Annotated in this window: 18 protein-coding genes; 9 read left to right on the top strand and 9 right to left on the bottom strand. The window is 74.6% G+C overall.

Annotation, left to right across the window (positions count from 1 at the left end):
• Positions 1-118: 118 nt before the first annotated feature.
• Complete coding sequence (locus tag ACGBYP_RS10940) at positions 119-493, top strand: hypothetical protein (protein WP_411583929.1); 375 nt, start codon at positions 119-121, stop codon at positions 491-493.
• Positions 494-532: 39 nt separating this feature from the next.
• Here ACGBYP_RS10940 and ACGBYP_RS10935 read toward each other — a convergent pair whose 3' ends face one another.
• Genes ACGBYP_RS10935 through ACGBYP_RS10920 form a run of 4 tightly spaced genes read right to left on the bottom strand, consistent with a single transcriptional unit; the run spans position 533 to position 5,388 of the window.
• Entirely contained in the window at positions 533-1,489 is a 957-nt protein-coding gene (locus ACGBYP_RS10935) for a carbamate kinase (protein ID WP_411583927.1), read from the bottom strand.
• 1 nt (position 1,490) lies between these two features.
• A complete protein-coding gene (gene argF, locus ACGBYP_RS10930; RefSeq protein WP_411583925.1) occupies positions 1,491-2,492 on the bottom strand; it encodes an ornithine carbamoyltransferase in 1,002 nt (333 codons plus the stop codon).
• Between the two features lie 46 nt (positions 2,493-2,538).
• Positions 2,539-3,789, bottom strand: a complete 1,251-nt coding sequence (locus ACGBYP_RS10925) for an arginine deiminase (protein WP_411583923.1) — start codon at positions 3,787-3,789, stop codon at positions 2,539-2,541.
• 27 nt (positions 3,790-3,816) lie between these two features.
• Positions 3,817-5,388: an amino acid permease gene (locus ACGBYP_RS10920; protein WP_411583921.1), complete on the bottom strand. Its 1,572-nt coding sequence runs from the start codon at positions 5,386-5,388 to the stop codon at positions 3,817-3,819.
• A gap of 230 nt (positions 5,389-5,618) precedes the next feature.
• Here ACGBYP_RS10920 and ACGBYP_RS10915 point away from each other — a divergent pair, with 230 nt between their 5' ends.
• Genes ACGBYP_RS10915 through ACGBYP_RS10905 form a run of 3 tightly spaced genes read left to right on the top strand, consistent with a single transcriptional unit; the run spans position 5,619 to position 6,974 of the window.
• Positions 5,619-6,128 (top strand): universal stress protein, encoded by a 510-nt coding sequence (locus ACGBYP_RS10915; RefSeq protein WP_411583919.1) that lies wholly within the window; start codon positions 5,619-5,621, stop codon positions 6,126-6,128.
• Between the two features lie 29 nt (positions 6,129-6,157).
• Complete coding sequence (locus ACGBYP_RS10910) at positions 6,158-6,433, top strand: PLDc N-terminal domain-containing protein (RefSeq protein WP_411583917.1); 276 nt, start codon at positions 6,158-6,160, stop codon at positions 6,431-6,433.
• Positions 6,405-6,974: a potassium channel family protein gene (locus ACGBYP_RS10905; protein ID WP_411583915.1), complete on the top strand. Its 570-nt coding sequence runs from the start codon at positions 6,405-6,407 to the stop codon at positions 6,972-6,974. The genes ACGBYP_RS10910 and ACGBYP_RS10905 overlap by 29 nt, the downstream gene beginning before the upstream one ends.
• Here the strand turns inward: ACGBYP_RS10905 and ACGBYP_RS10900 are convergent.
• From ACGBYP_RS10900 to ACGBYP_RS10885, 4 genes are all read right to left on the bottom strand, one after another.
• The gene (locus ACGBYP_RS10900) at positions 6,971-7,828 is read right to left on the bottom strand and encodes a CPBP family intramembrane glutamic endopeptidase (RefSeq protein WP_411583913.1); all 858 of its coding nucleotides are present in this window, start codon (positions 7,826-7,828) and stop codon (positions 6,971-6,973) included. The two genes, ACGBYP_RS10905 and ACGBYP_RS10900, sit on opposite strands and share 4 nt — an antisense overlap.
• Before the next feature lie 262 nt (positions 7,829-8,090).
• Complete coding sequence (locus ACGBYP_RS10895; protein ID WP_411585218.1) at positions 8,091-9,632, bottom strand: methyl-accepting chemotaxis protein; 1,542 nt, start codon at positions 9,630-9,632, stop codon at positions 8,091-8,093.
• Positions 9,633-9,928: 296 nt separating this feature from the next.
• A complete protein-coding gene (gene cydB, locus ACGBYP_RS10890) occupies positions 9,929-10,951 on the bottom strand; it encodes a cytochrome d ubiquinol oxidase subunit II (protein ID WP_411583911.1) in 1,023 nt (340 codons plus the stop codon).
• A gap of 26 nt (positions 10,952-10,977) precedes the next feature.
• Positions 10,978-12,549, bottom strand: coding sequence for a cytochrome ubiquinol oxidase subunit I (locus ACGBYP_RS10885; protein WP_411583910.1), 1,572 nt, complete (start codon positions 12,547-12,549; stop codon positions 10,978-10,980).
• Positions 12,550-12,826: 277 nt separating this feature from the next.
• Between ACGBYP_RS10885 and ACGBYP_RS10880 the strand changes: the two genes are divergently transcribed.
• Positions 12,827-13,837 carry a zinc-dependent alcohol dehydrogenase gene (locus ACGBYP_RS10880; protein WP_411583908.1) on the top strand — a complete coding sequence of 337 codons (1,011 nt, stop codon included), beginning with the start codon at positions 12,827-12,829 and terminating at the stop codon, positions 13,835-13,837.
• A 308-nt stretch (positions 13,838-14,145) separates the two neighbouring features.
• Entirely contained in the window at positions 14,146-14,937 is a 792-nt protein-coding gene (gene heR, locus ACGBYP_RS10875) for a heliorhodopsin HeR (protein ID WP_411583906.1), read from the top strand.
• Positions 14,938-15,046: 109 nt separating this feature from the next.
• On the opposite strand, the gene ACGBYP_RS10870 is transcribed toward heR, so the two are convergent.
• Positions 15,047-15,805: a VOC family protein gene (locus ACGBYP_RS10870; RefSeq protein ID WP_411583904.1), complete on the bottom strand. Its 759-nt coding sequence runs from the start codon at positions 15,803-15,805 to the stop codon at positions 15,047-15,049.
• A 173-nt stretch (positions 15,806-15,978) separates the two neighbouring features.
• On the opposite strand from ACGBYP_RS10870, the gene ACGBYP_RS10865 reads away from it, so the two are divergent.
• The 3 genes from ACGBYP_RS10865 (at position 15,979) to ACGBYP_RS10855 (ending at position 19,088) form a co-directional block, all read left to right on the top strand.
• A complete protein-coding gene (locus tag ACGBYP_RS10865; protein ID WP_411583903.1) occupies positions 15,979-16,248 on the top strand; it encodes a DUF1876 domain-containing protein in 270 nt (89 codons plus the stop codon).
• A gap of 48 nt (positions 16,249-16,296) precedes the next feature.
• Entirely contained in the window at positions 16,297-16,665 is a 369-nt protein-coding gene (locus ACGBYP_RS10860; protein ID WP_411583901.1) for a DUF5335 family protein, read from the top strand.
• 98 nt (positions 16,666-16,763) lie between these two features.
• Positions 16,764-19,088 (top strand): heavy metal translocating P-type ATPase, encoded by a 2,325-nt coding sequence (locus ACGBYP_RS10855; RefSeq protein WP_411583899.1) that lies wholly within the window; start codon positions 16,764-16,766, stop codon positions 19,086-19,088.
• Positions 19,089-19,156 lie beyond the last annotated feature (68 nt).

The following is a 19,156-nucleotide window of genomic DNA, read 5'->3' as shown; positions in this document are numbered from 1 at the left end:
GGTCCTTGGGCCCGGACTCCCGGGACCGGCGACCGCGGTCGACCGGCGACCGGCCGGCGGAGGGTGGGGGCACCAGGCCGACCACCCGGTCGGCCGGGGCGAGCGAGGTGGAGGACACATGACGCACGACGACCGTCCCGGCAGCTCCCCGGGCAGCCCTCCGGCTGCCCGGCCGGTGGACTGGTGGCTGGAGGAGGACGCCCACGGCGTCACCGCCCGCGGCCGCCGGGGCGCCGTCGCGCACGTCGAGGTGCGCGAGGAGGGTCCCGCCGTCCAGCTCGTCTTCTGGGTGGACGAGGGGCTGCCCCGGGAGCTGCGCACCCGGCTGGCGCGGACGGCCTTCTCCCACCCGGCCGTCCGGCCGCAGCGGCCGGTGTCGGTCGCGCTGCCGCACGGCGAGACCGAGGTGCTCAGCGAGGTGCGCGGGCACCTGGCCGATCCCGCGGTGCACGTCGCCGGTGCGACCTGCCTGCTGGAGGGCCACGTCCGCTGATCCGGCCGGTCGCCCGGGCCGGCCCGGGCGACCGGGTGGTCACCGGGCGGGGCCGCCGCCCGGTGACCGGACCGCGCCGAGGGGTGCGTCCGCCGGGACGACCGACGTCCCCGCCCGCCCGCCCAGCACCGCGGCCGCGTCGCCCAGCGCACCGATCGCCGCCGGGCGCCCGGTGGCCTGCGCGAACCACCCGCAGGCCTCCACCTTCGGCCTCATCGAGCCGGCCGGGAGCGCCAGTCCGGCCAGCTCCGCGGTCGTCAGCCGGCGCAGCTCGCCGGCGTGCGGGGTGCCGAAGTCCCGCATCACGGCCGGCACGTCGGTGAGCAGCAGCAACCGGTCGGCGTCCAGCGCGACGGCCAGCAACGCCGCGGTCAGGTCCTTGTCCACGACGGCGTCGACGCCTGTCAGCCGCCCCTGGTCGTCGGCCACGACCGGGACCCCTCCCCCGCCGCCGCAGACCACCAGCGCGCCGCCGTCCACCAGCGACCGGATCGTCGGCTCCTCGACGACCCGGACCGGTCGGGGCGAGGGCACCACCCGCCGCCAGTGCGTCCCGTCCCGCCCGAGCCGCCAGCCCTGGGTCCGGGTCAGCCGGTCGGCGTGCGTCTCGTCGTACCCGGGGCCGATGAACTTGGTCGGCTCACCGAAGCCCGGGTCGGCGGCGTCCACCACGGTCTGGGTCACCACCGCCAGCACCGGCGCCGCCACCCCGGCGGCGGCGAGCTCCTGGGCCAGCCAGTAGCCGATCATCCCCTGGGTCGCGGCGCCGAGCGCGTCCAGCGGATAGGGGTGGGACAGCGAGCGGTCCTGCACCGACTCCAGCGCCAGGACGCCGATCTGGGGGCCGTTGCCGTGGCAGACGACGAGCTGGTGCTCCGCGGCGAGCGGCGCGAGCGCCTGTGCGGCCTGCCGCACGTGCCGGCGCTGGACCGCCTCCTCGGGCGCCTCGCCGCGCTGGAGCAGTGCGTTCCCGCCGAGGGCGACGACGATCCGCACCTCAGGCCCCCAGCGCGTGCACGAGCACGGCCTTGATCGTGTGCAGCCGGTTCTCCGACTGGTCGAACACCACCGACCGCTCCGACTCGAACACCGCGTCGCTCACCTCGGCACCGTCCAGGCCGTAGCGGTCGAACACCCGGGCGCCGAGGGTGGTGCTCCGGTCGTGCAGCGCCGGCAGGCAGTGCAGGAACCGGCTGTCCGGCCGGCCGGTCGCCGCCATGAGCTCCTCGGTGACCCGGTACGGGCTGAGCAGCGGCACGCGGGCGTCCCACTCGGCCTCGGACTCCCCCATGCTCACCCAGACGTCGGTGTAGACGAAGTCCGCCCCGGCGACGCCGGCGGCCGGGTCGTCGGTGACCAGCACCCGGGCTCCGCTGCTGGCGGCCAGGTCACGTGCGGTCGCGACGACGTCGGCCGGCGGCTGCAGCGCCGGCGGCGCGGCGATCCGCACGTCCATGCCCAGCAGCGCCCCGGTGACCAGCAGTGAGCGGGCCACGTTGTTGCGGCCGTCGCCGGTGAAGCAGAAGGCGATCTCCTCGACCGGGCTGCGGTGGTGCTCGATCATGGTGAGGACGTCGGCGAGCATCTGGGTCGGGTGCCAGGAGTCGGTCAACCCGTTCCACACCGGGACGCCGGCGTGGTCGGCGAGCTCCTCGACGGTCTGCTGGGCGAAGCCGCGGAACTCGATGCCGTCGTACATCCGGCCGAGCACCCGGGCGGTGTCCCGGATCGACTCCTCCCGGCCGATGTGCGAGCCGTCGGGTCCCAGGTAGGTGACGTGCGCACCCAGGTCGTGCGCGGCGACCTCGAACGCGCACCGGGTGCGGGTGGAGTTCTTCTCGAACACCAGGGCGATCTCCCGGCCGGCCAGCCGGGGCTGCTGCCGGCGCTCGGCCTTCTCCTGCTTGAGGTCCGAGGCCAGGTCGACGAGCTCGAGGAACTGCTTGGCGTCGAGGTCGAGCTCCTTGGTCAGGGAACCGGGGTGGCGGCGGCTGTGCACGGTGGAGGACCTCGCAGTCGGGGTGGTCGGGTCGGGCGCGGACACGTCAGATGCCGTCCCGCTGGACGGGGCAGGTCATGCAGCGGGCGCCGCCGCGGCCGCGGCCCAGCTCGCTGCCGGGGATGGCGAGCACCTCGATGCCCGCGTCGCGCAGCAGCTGGTTGGTGACGACGTTGCGGTCGTAGCCGACGACGACGCCGGGGGCGACGGCGAGGAAGTTGTCCGCGTCGTTCCACTGCTCGCGTTCGGCGCTGCGGGCGTCCTCGTCGGCGGTGAGGACGCGCACCCGGTCGAGCTCCAGCGCCTCGGCGAGGGTGGCGAACAGGTCGTCGCGGCGCTCGACGCGCAGCCCGGCGTCGGCGCGCTCGAGGACCTCGTCCGGGTCTGCCGGGGTGACCACCCAGGGCCGCAGGGCCGCCGGGTCCAGGTAGGGGAACCGGACGAAGGTGTCGGTGTCGACCATGGTCAGCACGGTGTCCAGGTGCATGAGGGCGTGCGACCGCGGCAGCTCGACGGCGACGACCTGCCGGGCGGCGCCCTCGCGGAACAGCTGCCGGGCGAGGACCTCCACGCCCATCGGGGTCGAGCGCTCGCCCATGCCGATGAGCACGGTGCCCCGGCCCAGCACGTGGATGTCGCCGCCCTCCAGCGTCGCCGGCTGGTGGTCGAGGTCGTCGTCGCCGTAGAACACCGGGAAGGTGGCGCCGGCGAACAGCGGGTGGAAGCGGTACACCGCCCGGCTGTGCACCGACTCGCGGCGCCGGGCGGCCTTGGCCATCGGGTTGATCGTCACGCCTGCGCCGATCCACGCCGAGTTGTCCCGCTGGAACAGGGTGTTCGGCAGGGGCGTGAGGACGAAGTCGTCCAGGCCCAGGGTCTGCCAGCGGAGGCTGCCCACGTGCAGCGGCGAGAGGTCGGCCTTGGTGATCCCGCCGACGAGGATCTCGGCCAGGTCCTGCGGCCCCTGGTCCTCGGCGAGCGCACGCACCGACCGGGCCAGCGCCGGTCCGAGCCGGGCCTCGGTGCAGACCCGCTCGAGCACGAACGCCCGGGCCTCCGGGGACTTGAGCGTCTCGGCGAAGAGCTCGCCGAAGTGGTGGACGGTGACGCCGTGGTCGCGCAGGACGCCGGCGAAGACGTCGTGCTCCTCGCGGGCCTTCTCCGCCCACAGCACGTCGTCGAACAGCAGCTCCTGGCAGTTGGCCGGGGTCAGCCGGTCCAGTTCCAGGCCCGGGCGGTGGACGACGGCCTGGCGCAGCCGGCCGACCTCGGAGTGGACGCCGATCTCGTGGGACATGTCCGTGTGCCTCTCTGGCTCAGGGGATCAGTGGTCGGCCGGGGAACGGCGGCGCCCGTCGACCCGCGGGCCCCGGCCCGGGATCTCGGCGGAGCGCGCGGCGACCGCCTCCCGGGCCACGACCACGCCTCCGGTCGGCTCGCCGGACCCCGCGCGGTCGCCGGCGGCGCCGTCCCGGGGGCCGGGCACCGCGCCGTCGGTGGGGACCAGCTCGTCGGCGGGCTGTGGGGACGCCGGCTCGCCGTACTCGCCGCGGCCGACCTTCATCCAGATGTAGACCGGGACGCCGAGGAACAGGCAGAAGGCGCCGTAGTAGACCGCCTGGTAGCCGCTGCCGGCCAGCGACCAGAAGGAGAAGACCAGAGCCACCACCGAGACCAGCACGTCGCGGACCAGCCGTGCCGGCCGGGTGGCCCGCCCGCGGGTCAGCAGCCAGAACAGCTGCGCCGCAGCGCTGAACAGGTACGGGATGACCGCGGTCAGCACGCTGAGCAGCACGATCGTGGTGAAGACGTTCGCGAAGCTGGTGTAGCTGACCACCGTCAGCAGGGAGGCCAGCACGGTCGAGCTGATGATGCCGAAGGCGGGCACGCCGTTGCGGGTCGCGGCGAACTGGCGGGGGAACAGCCGGTCCCGCGCGGCGACGCGGGGCATCTCCGCCACGATGAGGGTCCAGCCGATCAGGGCACCCAGACCGGAGACCACCGCGGCGACCGCCACCGCCTGCCCGGCCCACTCGCCGCCGAAGATGGCGTCGGCGGAGTCGGTGAACGGCGCGGTCGACGCCTGGAGCGCGGCGTTGGGGACGGTGCCGAAGACGGTGACCGTCCCCAGGACGTAGACCACGGCGCAGCCCAGCGTGCCCAGCACGGTGGCCAGGCCGACGTTGCGCCGCGGGTCCCGCACCCGGCCGGCGGCGACCGAGGCGGTCTCGATGCCCAGGTAGCTGAACAGCGCGATGGCCGCAGCCGCGGAGACGGCCCCACCGGCGGACATCCCGGAGGCGTTGAACGAGCCGAAGTTGTCCGCATCGACGAACAGCAGCCCGACGGTGGCCATGAACAGCAGCGGGACGAACTTGAGCACCGTGGTGACCACCTGCATCGCGCCGGTGTTGCGCAGGCCGGAGAGGTTGACCAGCGCGGGGAGCCAGAGCCCGACCATCGCGATGGCGATCGACCAGCCGGTGCTGTGCCCGGTGTTCCAGAAGACCTCGACGTAGCCGACCCAGGCGACGACGATCGCGGCGTTGCCGGCCCAGGCGGTGATCCAGTACGACCACGCGGTGAGGAAGCCGGCGAAGTCACCGAACGCCTCCCGGGCGTAGACGTAGGGACCACCGGACCCCGGGATGCGCCGGGACAGCGCGCCGAAGGTCAGGGCGAGAGCGAGGGCCCCGAACGTCACCAGCCCGAAGGCGACCAGGCTGATCGGTCCGTAGGCGGCCAGCGCCGACGGCAGGGCGAAGACACCGGTGCCGATGACCGAGCCCACCACCAGGGCGGTGGCGGTCGGCAGGCCGAAACGGTGTTCCCCCTCGGCCTCGGGAGCCGGGCGGGCCGTGGGCTCGCCGCCCCTCACCTCGGTGCGATCGGACATCGGGACTCCTCGGCTGGGCGGATGTGCGGGGCGGTGCGGACGCCCCCACGCTGGACGGCCGGCCCCGTCCGCCCCAGGGACCAAGGTCGGCACCGGCCGGGCCGGTCGCCCCGCGGCCGCCGGTCCGCTGCCCGCTCGGGACCACCGGCCGCGGCCGGTCGGGGCCAAGGACCCTGCCCGCGGCGGTGCCACCGGCGGAGGGTCGGGGTCCCGAGACCCCTGGAGGAGCCGTGGACAGCAGCGCCGGCACGAACCGGACGATCGTCGTCGCCGTGGACGGGTCGCCGTCGTCGCAGCGGGCCCTCCGGTGGGCCGTGGCCCAGGGCGCGGCCACGGGGGGTGAGGTGCACGCGGTGACGGCGTGGCACCTGCCCGAGATGCAGGGCTGGGGCACCGTCCTCGACGACGTCGACTGGGCGGAGAACGCCCGCGCGGTGCTGGAGCAGGCGGTCACCGAGGCGCTGCCGCCCGCCGAGGCCGAGCGGGTGCACCGGCACGTCCGCGAGGGCAGGGCCGCGGTCGTGCTGCTGGACGCCGCCGCGGACGCCGACCTGCTCGTGGTCGGCAGCCGCGGGCACGGCGGCTTCTCCGGCATGCTGCTCGGGTCGGTGAGCCAGCACCTGGTCGCCCACGCCCCGTGCCCGGTCGTCGTCGTCCGGGCCGACCGCCGGGCCCGCGAGGCGCAGCCGGTCGCCCAGGTCGTCGCCGCGCCCGCCCCCGCCGTGGGCAGCGCGGGCTGAGCACGACATCTGCCCCGAGGGGAGTCACCGTGCCCGTTCGCCGCTGGGCGGAGCTGAGCAGCCGCCAGCAGACCGCCGTCCTGGTCGCCGCGTCGGTGCAGCTGTCGCTGGCCGCGACGGCGTGGGCCGACCTGGTGACCCGGCCCGCCGATCAGGTCAACGGGTCCAAGGGCCGGTGGGCCCTGGTCATCGCGGTCAACTGGATCGGCCCGCTGGCCTGGTTCCGGTGGGGCCGCCGGACAGCGTCCCCCCGGCGCCGAGCCGCACGGCCCGGTCGTGGCCGGGCGTGTGGCCGGCGGCGCTGAGCGGGCGCCGGCTGCGCGCGGACGGAGCCTGCGACGCGACGTCCCGGCCCCGGCCACCCGGTCGGCCACCCGGTCGGTCACCTGGTCGGTCGTGGCCCGGCTGGTGCTGGCGGTCAGCGCGGTGTCCGTCGCCGTGGTGCTCGGCGGTGGCACGGTGCTCTGGCTCATGGAGTCCGGGCACCCGACCGCGTCGCTGCGCTCGTGGGGGGACGCGCTGTGGTGGGCGCTGTCGACCATGACGACCGTCGGCTACGGGGACTTCGTCCCGGTCACGACGCCGGGGCGCTGGGTGGCGGCCGGGGTCATGGTCGTCGGGGTCGCCGTGATCGGCGCGGTCGCCGCGGTCGTCGCGCTGGCCGTGGCCCGGCAGGTCGCCCGCGAGGAGGAGCTGCTGCTCGAGGAGGAGGCCGACCTCCTCGAGCGCCGGCTCGAGGCGCAGCTGGCGGCGGTCGAGGAACGCCTCGCCGGCCTCGAGGCGCTGCTCCGGGACGCGCTGCCCGCGTCGTCGCCCGAGGTGCCGGGCACCGGGCCACGGCGCTAGGGCCGGTCTGCACCGGACAGGTCAGCGGGGTCCTGGCGCCCCGCGTCCGGACCGGCGGACCGCAGCAGGCGGCGGAGCACCCACAGTCCGAGGACGGTCACCGCCGCACCCATCGCGGTGGGCAGGCCGGGGACGCCCACCGGCGAGTTGGTGGCGACGTCGAACCAGGCGTGGAAGACCGCCACGACCAGCAGGCTGCCCCGGCCCAGGTGCAGCAGCCAGGCGAAGATCCAGGACGCGACCCAGATGCTCATCGCGAAGCCGACGAACCCCACGAGCGGCATCGCCCGGTAGCTCGGCGTGATGCCGAACAACGGCAGGTGCCACGCGGCCCACACGAGGCCGACCAGTCCCGCCGCCGTCACCCGGGCGTGGCGCCGCTCCAGGCGCGGCTGCAGGAACCCCCGCCAGCCGACCTCCTCCCCGGCACCGAAGAAGACCAGGTTGGCCAGCCAGTACGCGACCAGCGGCATGCCCGCGAACTCGGTGGACCGGCCGAACGCCGTCCACTCGACGTCGTCCGGCGCGGTGCCGGCCGCCCACGCGGCGAGCGGCACGGTGACCACCAGCAGGACGACGGGGACCAGGAGCGCGAAGACCCACGCCGCACGCCGCCCGCGCCAGGCGGTGAGCCGCCGCCCCAGGTCGGCCAGCCCCGACACGCCCCGGGTGCAGCCGACGACGACCACGGCGGCGGCCGCCGGCCCCAGGCTGCCCAGCAGGTGCAGCTCGCGTCGTGGTGCTGCACCGACCCATCCCTGGGTCTGGGCCAGCAGGGGCAGCCACGCCGCCCAGCTCAGGGTCAGGGCCAGGACGACGAAGGCGGCCACCGGGTGCCGCTGGACGATCCGCACGTCGATCAGGCTCGGTGGGCCCGGGACGGGGAGCCAGGGCCGGAGGTCCGTCGTCGCCCCGCCCCGGGAGGTGTCCTGCCCGAGCCGGCGCGACGCTGGTCGACCCTGCCGTCGCACCGGGCACTCCCCCGCGTCGGTCCGCGGCGCGGGCAGCGGGAGGGACAGGGGACATCTGCTCGGCCGCGACGTCCCGCTCAGCCGTGCCGAGCGGCGGGCCGGCTGGGCGCCGGGCCGACCGGCGGCCGTGTCCCCGGCCGGCCCGTCAGGTGACGTCGAAGTCGTGGGCCATCCGGGCCTGCTCCTCCAGCACCTCACCGATGCGGGCCTGGACGGCGTCGAGCTGGCCGATGATCTCGCTGGTGGTGTGGATGCCGCTGGCCACGGCCTTGCTGCTGGCCTGGATGCCGGCGATCTGGTCGGAGACCTTCTGGGTGGCGCTGGCGGTCTCGCGGGCCAGGTCCTTGACCTCGCTGGCCACGACCGCGAAGCCCTTGCCCAGCTCACCGGCGCGGGCGGCCTCGATGGTGGCGTTCAGCGCCAGCAGGTTGGTCTGGTCGGCGATCCCGGAGATGATCCGGATGACCTCACCGACCGCGGCCGAGGCCTCGTCCAGGGCCAGCACCTCCCCGGTCATGGTGGAGGCCTGGCTGACCGCGCTCTCGGCGACCCGCCCGGCGTCGTCGGCGGCCTCGCGCAGCCGGGAGACGGTGTCCAGCAGCTCGCGGGCGTTGTCGGCGGACTCCTCGGTGCGGCGCAGCACGTCCAGCCGCTGGGAGACCAGCTGCTGCACGTTGCGCAGCGCCGAGGCGCGGGACTCCGACAGCTCGATGGTCTCGGTGACGAAGAAGTCCATCGTGCCGATCACCCGCCCACCGACCATGAGCGGGAAGCACACGCCGGACCTCACCCCGGCGCGCTGGGCGGCGGGGGCGCGCACGCAGTCGGTCATCTCCCCGATGTCGGCGGTGAAGAACAGGTCGCGGGACTTCCACGCCCGCCCGGACAGGCCCACGCCCTCGGCGAAGGAGGCGGCCAGGGTGACCTTGCGGAACTCCTCACCGGCCGAGCCGGACTCCTGCTGGAAGCGCAGCAGGCCGGCCGACTCGTCCAGCGCCCAGTAGGAGCCGTACGCCCAGACGAAGGCCTCGCGCACGGTGTCCAGCGCGATCCGCAGCGTCCCCTCCTGGTCGACGGCAGCACCCATCTCGGTGACCACGGTCGTGACGGCCCGCCGGTCGTCGAGGGTCTCCTGCAGCTGAGCCGTGGCGAGCGCGGCGAGCCGGGCGTGGCTGAGCAGCCGGCCCAGGGCGTCCCACTTCTCCCTGCGCCCACCCAGGAAGGGCATCGCCGACGTGCCGTAGTACTCGTACAGAGCGGTCACCCGACCGTTCTCCACGAGTGGCAGGACGCATCCCGAGGATGCGCCGGCCGCCAGGGCCGCGCTCCATCGGGCACACGTGGTCGGACCCGCGGCCGGGTCCATGACCACCGCTGCGCGCTCGCGGATCGCCTGTCCGGCGCATCCGTCAGCGGCGGTCAGCCGGTCGGTCCGGGCACGGGCCGCGATCGCCGGGGCGAACTGACCGGACTCGCCGGAGAAGTGGAAGGAGCCGTCGCCTCCGAGCAGCCAGACAGCGCCGTAGCCGAGGCCGAGCTCGGTCACCAGCGTCCGGGTGATGACCTGGTGGGCGTCCGCAGAGCCGCTGATGCCACCTTCGAGGGCCAGGATCGCCTGTTCGACCGCCTCGATGTCGCGCGGGAGCATCGGCGCGGTCAGCTCGGTCGTCTTGTCGGTCCGGCGCATCACGGTGGTGCCCTCCTGCAGGACCGCCGCTGCGGTCTCGTCATGTCGTGTCGGGTGGACCGGGGCGACGACGCTGTCAGCGTCGCCGCGGCCCCGGTGGTGCAGGTGACCGTGGGCCTGTGAGACAGCCCACTCCCGCTATCGACCACCGGCCGCACCTGTGCAGGTGAGCACCCGAAGTCAGGACCAAGGTCCTGGCGCAAGGACGGCAGCTTGACCGATGCCGGGAGTCGACGCGCGCGCCCAGGGCCGCCGACCGTGCCCACCAGCCCGCAGGAGCGCCCGAGGCAGCCCGGTCAGGCGGACACCGCCTCGCCGGCGGCGACGGGCGTCTCGGGCTCGGCGGACAGGCGCTTGCGGAAGACCCAGTAGGTCCAGGCCTGGTAGCCCAGCACGACCGGGAGGCCGATGCCGGCGGCCCAGGTCATGACGGTGAGGGTGTAGTCGCTGACCGAGGCGCTGGTGATGGTGACGTCGTAGGCGCTGCTGATGGTGGAGGGGACGACGACGGGGTGGAGCGCGCCGAAGATGGTGGCGGTGGAGGCGAGCAGCACGACCGCCCAGGCGGTGAAGGCCTGGCCTTCGCGGTCGAGGCGGATGCGGGCCCAGGCCACCAGCACGGCGAGGGCGGCGACCAGCCACAGCACGGCGGTGATCGCGTTGCCGCCGCGCAGGTGCACCAGCCCGGCCCAGGTCAGCAGCGGCAGCGCGGCGACCGGTGCCCAGCGGCGGGCGAAGGCGCGGGCGGCCAGCCGGACCGGCCCGTCGGTCTTGAGTGCGAGGAACACCGCGCCGTGGACGAGGGAGAAGCCGAGGACGGCGACCGCGCCGAGGGCGGCGGGCCAGCCGATGCCGGCGAAGGCCCCGCCGACGCGGGTGCCCTCGGCGTCGATGGGCAGGCCGATCGTGGTGGCCCCGAGGGCGGCGCCGATGCCCAGGGCGGCGATGAGGGAGCCGGTGGTGATGACCCGGGTCCAGGTGGTGTCCCACTGGGTGGTGTGGTGGCTGTGTCGCCATTCGAAGGCGACCGCGCGGATGATCAGCCCGACCAGGACGAGGACGAAGGGCAGGTAGAGGGCGGGCAGCCAGGTGGCGTACCAGCCGGGGAAGGCGGCGAACACCGCGCCGGCGGCGGTGATCAGCCACACCTCGTTGCCGTCCCACAGCGGGCCGATCGAGCGCAGCATCAGGTGCCGGTCGGCCTGCTGGCGGCCGAGCACCGGCAGCAGGGCGGCGACGCCGAAGTCGAAGCCCTCCAGCAGCAGGAAGCCGGTCCAGAGCACCGCGACGGCGACGAACCAGACGGTCTGCAGGTCCATGTCAGCTCTTCTCGCTCAGTCGGTGGTCAGTACGCGAAGGACAGGACGCCGTCGTCATCGGGCTGCCGGGTGCTGGCACTGCCCGGGGTGGCGTCGTCGTCCGGGGTGGCGTCGTCATCCGGGGTGGACCCCGGGGTCGGGGCGCCGTCACCGGTGGTGGTCCCCCGGCGGACGAACCTCACGACCAGCCAGAGCTCCACCACGGCCAGGGCGCCGTAGACGACGGTCAAGGAGCTCAGCGACGTCCAGACCTCTGCCGCGCTGACACCCGGGGAGACCGCCTGCGCGGTGAAGAAGTACACCTGCTCGGCGCGCGGGACGTCGGGGTTGGGGTAGACGACGAAGGGCTGGCGGCCCATCTCGGTGAAGAGCCAGCCCGCCGCGTTGGCCACGAACGGGGCGCCGATCGCGGCCAGCGAGCCGTAGACGGCGATCGGGTTGGTGGGCACCCGGCCCCTGCGGGTGGCCCACAGGGCGTAGGCGCCCACGGCCGCGGAGACGGCGCCCATGCCGATCATCAGCCGGAAGTTCCAGTAGGTGACGGCCAGCAGCGGGGTGTAGTCGATCTCCTCGCCGGCCTTGTCGCCGAAGCTCGGGTCGTCGGGGTAGGTGGCGCCGTAGGCCGCGGCGTACTCCTGCTGCAGCTCGTTGACCCCCGGCACCGCCGTGGAGAAGTCACCGTGTGCGAGGTAGCTCAGGACGCGCGGGATCGTGAAGGAGTGGACGTCGTCGCACTCGTTGGAGCCGAGCTTGCCGAAGGCGAAGACCGAGAAGGGCGCCGGTGCCTCGGTGGTGCACAGCGCCTCGGCCGAGCTCATCTTCAGCGGCTGCTGCTCGTACATCAGCTTGCCCTGCACGTCGCCGGTCACGGCCACCGCGATGAAGGCCGCGAGGGACACGTAGCCACCGAGTCGCACCGAGCGCCGCCACACCGAGCGGTCGACGTCCGCCACCGACAGCCCGGCCAGACGGCGCCGGCGCAGGTGGAACAGCCCGATGCCCACCAGGAGCGCCCCCGCCACCATGAGCGCGCCGGCGATGGTGTGGCTGAAGGCGGCCAGCGCGGTGTTGTTGGTCAGCACGGCGAGGAAGTCGACCTGCTCGGGGCGGCCGGTGGCGTCGTCGGTGACGACGCCGACGGGGTGCTGCATCCAGGAGTTGGCCGCGATGATGAAGTACGCGCTGACGATCGAGCCGATCACCGCCGCCCACAGGGTGGCCAGGTGCACCTTCTTCGGGATCCGGCCCCAGCCGAAGATCCACAGACCCAGGAACGTCGACTCGAGGAAGAACGCCAGCAGCGCCTCAAGAGCCAGCAGCGAGCCGAACACGTCACCGACGAAGCGGCTGTACTCACTCCACGCCAGCCCGAACTGGAACTCCTGCACCAGACCGGTGGCCACCCCGAGCACGAAGTTGATCAGGTAGATGCGGCCCCAGAAACGGGTCATCCGCAGCCACTCGGGGGAGTCGGTGCGCACCCACATCGTGTGCATGACCGCGACCAGGATCCCCAGGCCGAGCGTCAGCGGCACCATCAGGAAGTGGTAGACGGTCGTGATCCCGAACTGCCAGCGTGCGATGTCCAGGACGTCCACCTGGGGTTCCTCGTCTCTGCTCCGACGGACACGTCTCGCGTGCGGGTCGCACGCCGGTGGGCGATCCCTGGAGACCATCGGCTGCTGCGCTCCCGGCAGGCAGGGACCTTCGTCCCGACTCGGGAGGACTCCTGGCCGGTCTCGGACCGGTCGCGCTCGCCAGCGCGCGGAGTCGGGCCCAGCTCCCCCGTCGGCCGGTGACGTTGGACCCTCCGCGGTGGCGGCCCGGCTGCGCAGGCTCGACGGCGAAGGCACACCTCGTCGAATGGAGATCGCCATGAAGGCCGCCGTCGTCACCGAACTGGGCTCCCCGCTGCAGGTCCGTGAGGTCCCGGTCCCCCAGCCCGGCCCGGGTCAGGTGCTGGTCCGGATGGAGACCAGCGGCCTGTGCCACACCGACATCCACGCCGCGCACGGCGACTGGCCGGTCAAGCCCACTCCCCCGTTCGTCCCGGGGCACGAGGGTGTCGGGGTCGTCGAGCAGCTCGGGGACGGCGTCACCTCGCGCTCGGTCGGCGAGCGGGTCGCCATCGCCTGGCTGGGGTCCGCCTGCGGTCAGTGCCGCTCCTGCATCAGCGGCTGGGAGACCCTGTGCGAGACGCAGCAGAACTCCGGCTACTCGGTCGACGGTGCGTTCGCCGAGTACGCCGTCGTCTCCGCGGCCTTCGCCACCCCGGTGCCCGACGGTGTCTCCAGCCTGGACGCCGCGCCGCTGACCTGCGCCGGCGTCACGACCTACAAGGCCGTCAAGGTCGCCCGGGTCGCGCCGGCCGAGACCGTCGCCGTCTTCGGCATCGGCGGGCTCGGCCACCTGGCCCTGCAGTACGCACGCATCGCCGGCGGGTTCACCATCGCCGTCGACGTCCAGGACGACAAGCTCGAGATGGCCCGCGACCTCGGTGCCGACGAGGTGGTCAACGCGGCCACCACCGACCCCGTGGCCGCCATCCAGGCGCTCGGCGGCGCCGACGTGGCCGTCGCACTGGCCGCCTCACCGCGGTCCTTCGACCAGGCCTACCGGTCGCTGCGCCGGGGCGGGCGACTGGTCTGCGTGGCCCTGCCGGCCGACGGCACGATGGAGGTGCCGATCTTCGACCTGGTGCTCACCGGCAAGTCGGTCATCGGCTCGATCGTCGGCACCCGCAACGACCTGGCCGACGTCTTCGCCCTGCACGCCGCCGGCCGCACGAAGGTCATCGCCGTCGACCGCAAGCTCGACGAGGTCAACGAGGCGATGGCCGACGTGCTCTCCGGACACGTCCCCGCCCGCGTCGTCTTCCAGTTCTGACCACGGCGGCCGGCCGCCCTCCTGGCGGTCCGCGCTCTGCGGCACCCGCCAGGAACCCCGCAGCCGTCCGCACCCGCAGGAGGCGGGCCGCCCTGGTCGGGCGACCCGCCTGCCAGCATGTGACCTCCCCCCGGAGCAGGTGGTCACCCGGGCGGTGCGCGCCGGACGACGTCCTGGCACCGCCGCGGTCCGCCGCGGGCCCGGACGTTCCTCGGTGTCGGAGCCGCAGGGCATCGACGAGACAGCCGCCGTCGCCGGCAGGCTCCCGACCTCCCGGACCCGCCGGACCCACCGACCAGGAGGTCGTCGTGAGCGACACCCCCCGTCCCAGCCCCGCCCCCGTCGCGACCGGCGTGGACGAGGCACGGCTGGCCGGTCTCCGGTCCTGGAACCTGGCGCTGACGGTGCTGCACGCCGCGCAGGCCGCCGCCGTCCTCGTGCTGGCGAGCAGCTTCGCCGTCACCGTGACCTCGTCGTTCCCGACCGGTCCGCCCGGCACGGCGGTGCCGGCGCCGGAGCCGCTGGTCGACGTCGGCGTGGGCGCGGCGATCGCGGTCTTCCTGGCGCTGGCCGCCGTGGACCACCTGCTGACCGGCACGGTGCTGCGCCGCCGCTACGAGCAGGACCTGCGCCGCGGGATCAACCGGTTCCGCTGGGTCGAGTACTCGCTCAGCTCGACGATCATGGTGCTGCTGATCTGCGCCTACACCGGCATCACCGGGCTGAGCGCGCTCATCGGCATCGCCGGCGCGAACGTCGCCATGATCCTGTTCGGCTGGCTGCAGGAGCTGGTGAACCCGCCCGGCCGCGCCCGGACGACCATGCTGCCGTTCTGGTCCGGCTGCATCGCCGGAGCCGCGCCGTGGGTGGCGATCACCGCCAACATCGTCGGCGCCGAGCAGGTACCCGGCTTCGTCATCGGGATCTTCGTCTCGCTCTTCGTCTTCTTCATGAGCTTCGCGCTCAACCAGTGGCTGCAGTACCGGCAGGTCGGCCCCTGGCGCAGCTACGCCTTCGGCGAGCAGGCCTACCTGGTGCTGAGCCTGGTCGCCAAGAGCGCCCTCGCCTGGCAGGTCTTCGCCGGCTCCCTGGCCACCTGACCCGACCGGCTCCCGCGTCCCCGACCGGGGCGAGCCCCGATCGGCCCACGGCTCCGCCCCGTCGCCGCCCGGCGGACCCGGATCGCGACGTCAGGGCGAGGAGGCCCGGTCAGCCGGACGTGCCGAGGACGGCGAACAGCGCGCCGAAGGGATCGGTCATCACGGCGAAGGTCGTGTCCTGGAGCGTCATCGGCGGCACGACCACGGTGCCGCCGAGCTCCGCTGCCCGCGCGCACGCCGCACCGACGTCGTCCACCGCGAAGTAGGCCAGCCAGCAGCTCGGCGCCTCGGCCGGTACCTCTGCGGGCATGGTCATCAGCCCGGCCACCTGCTCGCCGCCGCACTCCAGGACCCGGTAGCCGTCGACCTCCCCTCCCCGGGTCCAGCCCAGGAGGTCGGCGTAGAACGCCTCACTCGCCTCGACGTCACGGCTCTGGCACTCCACCCAGGCCACCGCACCGGTCACGCCCCACGCCATCGGGGTCCCGCCGTCGGACTGGAGGAGGCCGACGACCGCACCGGCCGGGTCGCCGACCACCGCGATCCGGGCACCCCCGGGGACCCGGGTCGGCGGCTGCAGCCCGGTGCCCCCCAGCCGGCGGGCACGGTCGAACACCTCGTCGACATCGGTCACGTCGAAGAAGACCGCCCAGGCCGGGACCGTGTCGGTCGCGTCGGGAGGGGCCGCCATCATGCCCGCGACGGGGCCCGCATCGATCGATCCGGTCACGTAGCGGCCCATCGGGGTCTCCGCCGCCTCCAGGTCCCAGGCCAGCAGCCGGGAGTAGAAGTCGGCGGCCGCGTCCAGGTCCGGCGTCGTCAGGTCCAGCCAGGCGGCGGTCCCGTGCGGGCGGGTGGCAGCGGACATGGGGACTCCTCTCCTCACCTGCACGGTCGCCCGGGGCAGAACGCACCCGCCAGGGCCGGAGCGAGACGCACCGGAGGGCCGTTGGTCCTGGGCCCCGCAGCCCTCCGACCGCATCGGCGAGCCCGCTGCGGCGGCAGGGTCGGTGACGCAGCACCCCGAGCGAGGAGACCGACGTGCACGCGACCAAGACCTGGACCCTCCGGATCGACATCGGCGAGCACGACGGACGCACCCGCGCCGTCGCCCACCTGCGGACCCGGGACACCGACGACCTGGTCGGCGTGGGGTTCGCGCGCCTGGACCCCGCCGATCCGGACGTCCCCGAGATCGGCGACGAGATCGCCGTCGCCCGAGCCCTCGGCGACCTGGGCCACCGGTTGCTGCAGGTGGCCACCGAGGACCTCGAGCAGGTCACGGGCCGGTCGGCGCACCTGGTGATGTGAGCGACGGACGAGCGGGTCCGCCCCGGACGACCGGACTGGAGGAAGGACATGACCACGACCTCAGGCGTGGAGCGCGGCGGATGGCCCGAGCTGACCAACCGGCTCACCGCCGACCACGCGGGCCACGACGTGACCATCGAGGTGGTGGACGCCGGAGGCGGGGACAACCCGCTGGTGGACCACCTGCCCTTCCACGGCATCACCTACGACCACCAGGACGACGTGCTGGTCATCTCGGTCGGGGGGAAGCCGCCGCACGACACGGTGGTACTGCGTCACCTCGTCCACTCGCCGCAGGAGGTCCTCTTCGACCTCGTCCCCCGCGGTGCTGCCCTGAAGATCACCGATGCGGCCGGCGCCACGACGCTGGTGAGCCTGCTGCGCCGGCCGGAGGACCGGGGCGGTCGAGGCAGCTGACCCCCGTGGTGCCGGGCCTGGACGGACGCCCCGTCGCGGGGGTGCCCGTCGGCAGCGGCGCCTCGGCCCGGTAGAGGTACCTCGACGAGGAGCGGAACGTGTCCGGAGCACCCGACCCCCGCCGGCAGACAGCGGTGTCGCGGTGGCGCCGCTGGGTGGAGCCGGCGCTGCTGACCGTCACGCTGGGGCTGCTGGCGGCCGGAGGCCTCGCCCGGGCGGTCGGGACCGGTCGGGAGGACGACCTGCTGTGGGCCACGGCCACGCTCGTCGCGGTCGTGCCCTCGGTGGTGTGGGTGGTGGCCGGCCTGCTGCGACGGCGGCTCGGCGTGGACCTGATCGCCCTGCTCGCCCTGCTCGGGACGCTGGCGGTCGGCGAGCACCTGGCCGGCGCGCTGATCGCGGTCATGCTGGCCACCGGCCGGGCCCTGGACGCGGCCGCGCAGCGCCGGGCGACCCGGGACCTGCGGGCGCTGCTGGCGCGGGCGCCGAGGACGGCGCGTCGCCGGGTCGGGTCCGTGGTGTCCGAGGTGCCCGTGGACGAGGTGGCCGTCGGTGACCTGGTGCTGGTGGGGCCCGGCGAGGTCCTCCCGGTCGACGGGGTCGTGGTCGACAGCCTCGCGGTCCTGGACGAGTCGGCGCTGACCGGGGAGCCGGAGCTGGTCGAGCGCGCCGTCGGCGACGCCGTGCGCAGCGGCACGCTGAACGCCGGCGGTGCCGTCGCGCTGCGCTGCACCGTCCCGGCCGCCGCGAGCACCTACGCCGGGATCGTCGCGCTGGTGCAGCAGGCCGGCGCCGACAACGCGCCGGTGGTCCGGCTGGCCGACCGGTTCGCCGCCTGGTTCCTGCCGCTCTCCCTCGTCGTCGCCGGGCTCGCCTGGGTGGTCAGCGGGACGCCGGACCGCGCCGTGGCGGTGCTGGTCGTGGCGACGCCGTGCCCGCTACTGCTGGCGGCCCCGGTGGCGATCGTCTCCGGCCTGTCCCGGACGTCGCGGCTGGGGGTGGTCGTCCGCGGTGGCGGTGCGCTGGAGAGCCTGGGTTCCGCCCGGACCATGGTGCTGGACAAGACCGGCACGCTGACGGCCGGCCGGCCGGCGGTGACCGAGGTGGTGACCGCCCCCGGTCGGACCGCGCCGGAGGTGCTGCGGCTGGCGGCCTCGGCCGACCAGCTGTCCCCGCACGTGCTGGCCGAGGCCGTGGTCGCCGAGGCGCGGGCGCGCGGCGTCCCGCTGGTGCTGCCGGCCGACGTCCGGGAAGAGCCCGGTCGTGGTGTCCTCGCCCTGGTCGACGGCGCACGCGTGCGGGTCGGCAAGCAGGACACCGTCCCGGACGCCGCCTGGGCACGCACGGCGGTCGGCCGGGCCGGGCTCGACGGCTGCGCCCTGGTGTGGGTCGAGGTCGACGGGGTCCTGGTGGGGGCGCTGCTGCTGAAGGACCCGCTGCGTCCGGACGCCGCCCGGACGATGCGCCGCCTGCGATCGGCCGGCATCACCCGCCTGGTGATGCTGACCGGCGACCGGCGCGAACCGGCGGAGGAGGTCGGCGCCGTGCTGGGGCTGGACGAGGTGCGCGCCCAGCAGACGCCGGCCGGCAAGGTGGCGGCGGTGCGGGCCGAGCGGGAGCAGGCGGTCACGGTGATGGTCGGGGACGGCCTGAACGACGCCCCGGCGCTCGCCGCGGCCACGGTCGGGATCGCGATGGGCGCTCGTGGCTCGACCGCCTCCTCCGAGGCCGCCGACGTGGTGCTCACCACCGACCGGCTCGACCGGGTCGCCGACGCGATGGAGATCGCCCGGTACGCCCGGCGGGTCGCGGTGCAGAGCGCGGCGGCCGGCATGGGCCTGTCCCTCACCGCGATGGGGCTGGCCGCGGCCGGGCTGATCCCGCCTGCGGCGGGGGCTCTGCTGCAGGAGGCCATCGACGTCGCGGTCATCCTCAACGCACTCCGGGCCCTCCGGGGTGGCGCGGTCGGTGGACGCCCCGTGGAGCCGGCGACCCAGGTGCTGCTGCGCCGCTTCGCCGCCGAGCAGGACGACCTGCACCAGGTCCTCCCGCTCGTCCGGGCAGCCGCTGATGCGCTGGCCGACGGGCCGACCCCGGAGGCGGTCGAGGCGCTGCGCCGGGCCCGGGCCGGGCTGGTGGAACGGCTCGTCCCGCACGAGGAGGCCGAGGAGGCCGAGCTCTACCCGGCCCTGGCCCGCGCCCTGGGGTCCGACGAGGCGGTCGCGCCGATGAGCCGGGCACACGCCGAGATCGGTCGGCTCACCCGCCGGGTCCAGACCCACCTCGACGCCCTCGCCGAGGGCGGCGACCTCGACCAGGAGCGCAGGGAGGACCTGCTCGCCTGCACCTACGGGCTGCACGCCCTGCTGCAACTCCACTACCTGCAGGAGGAGGAAAGCTACTTCGTCCTGGCCGGCGAGTAGCCACCCAGCCCGGCACGCCTGCCCGAGCTGCCGCCGTCGCTGCGGCGTCGGGCCCGGACTGGAGGCCC

The organism is Modestobacter sp. SSW1-42 (assembly GCF_046635825.1).
In the GTDB taxonomy this organism is placed as follows: Bacteria; Actinomycetota; Actinomycetes; order Mycobacteriales; family Geodermatophilaceae; genus Modestobacter.
Note: the sequence above shows the minus strand (reverse complement) of the source record. Positions and strands in the feature narration are given on the sequence as shown.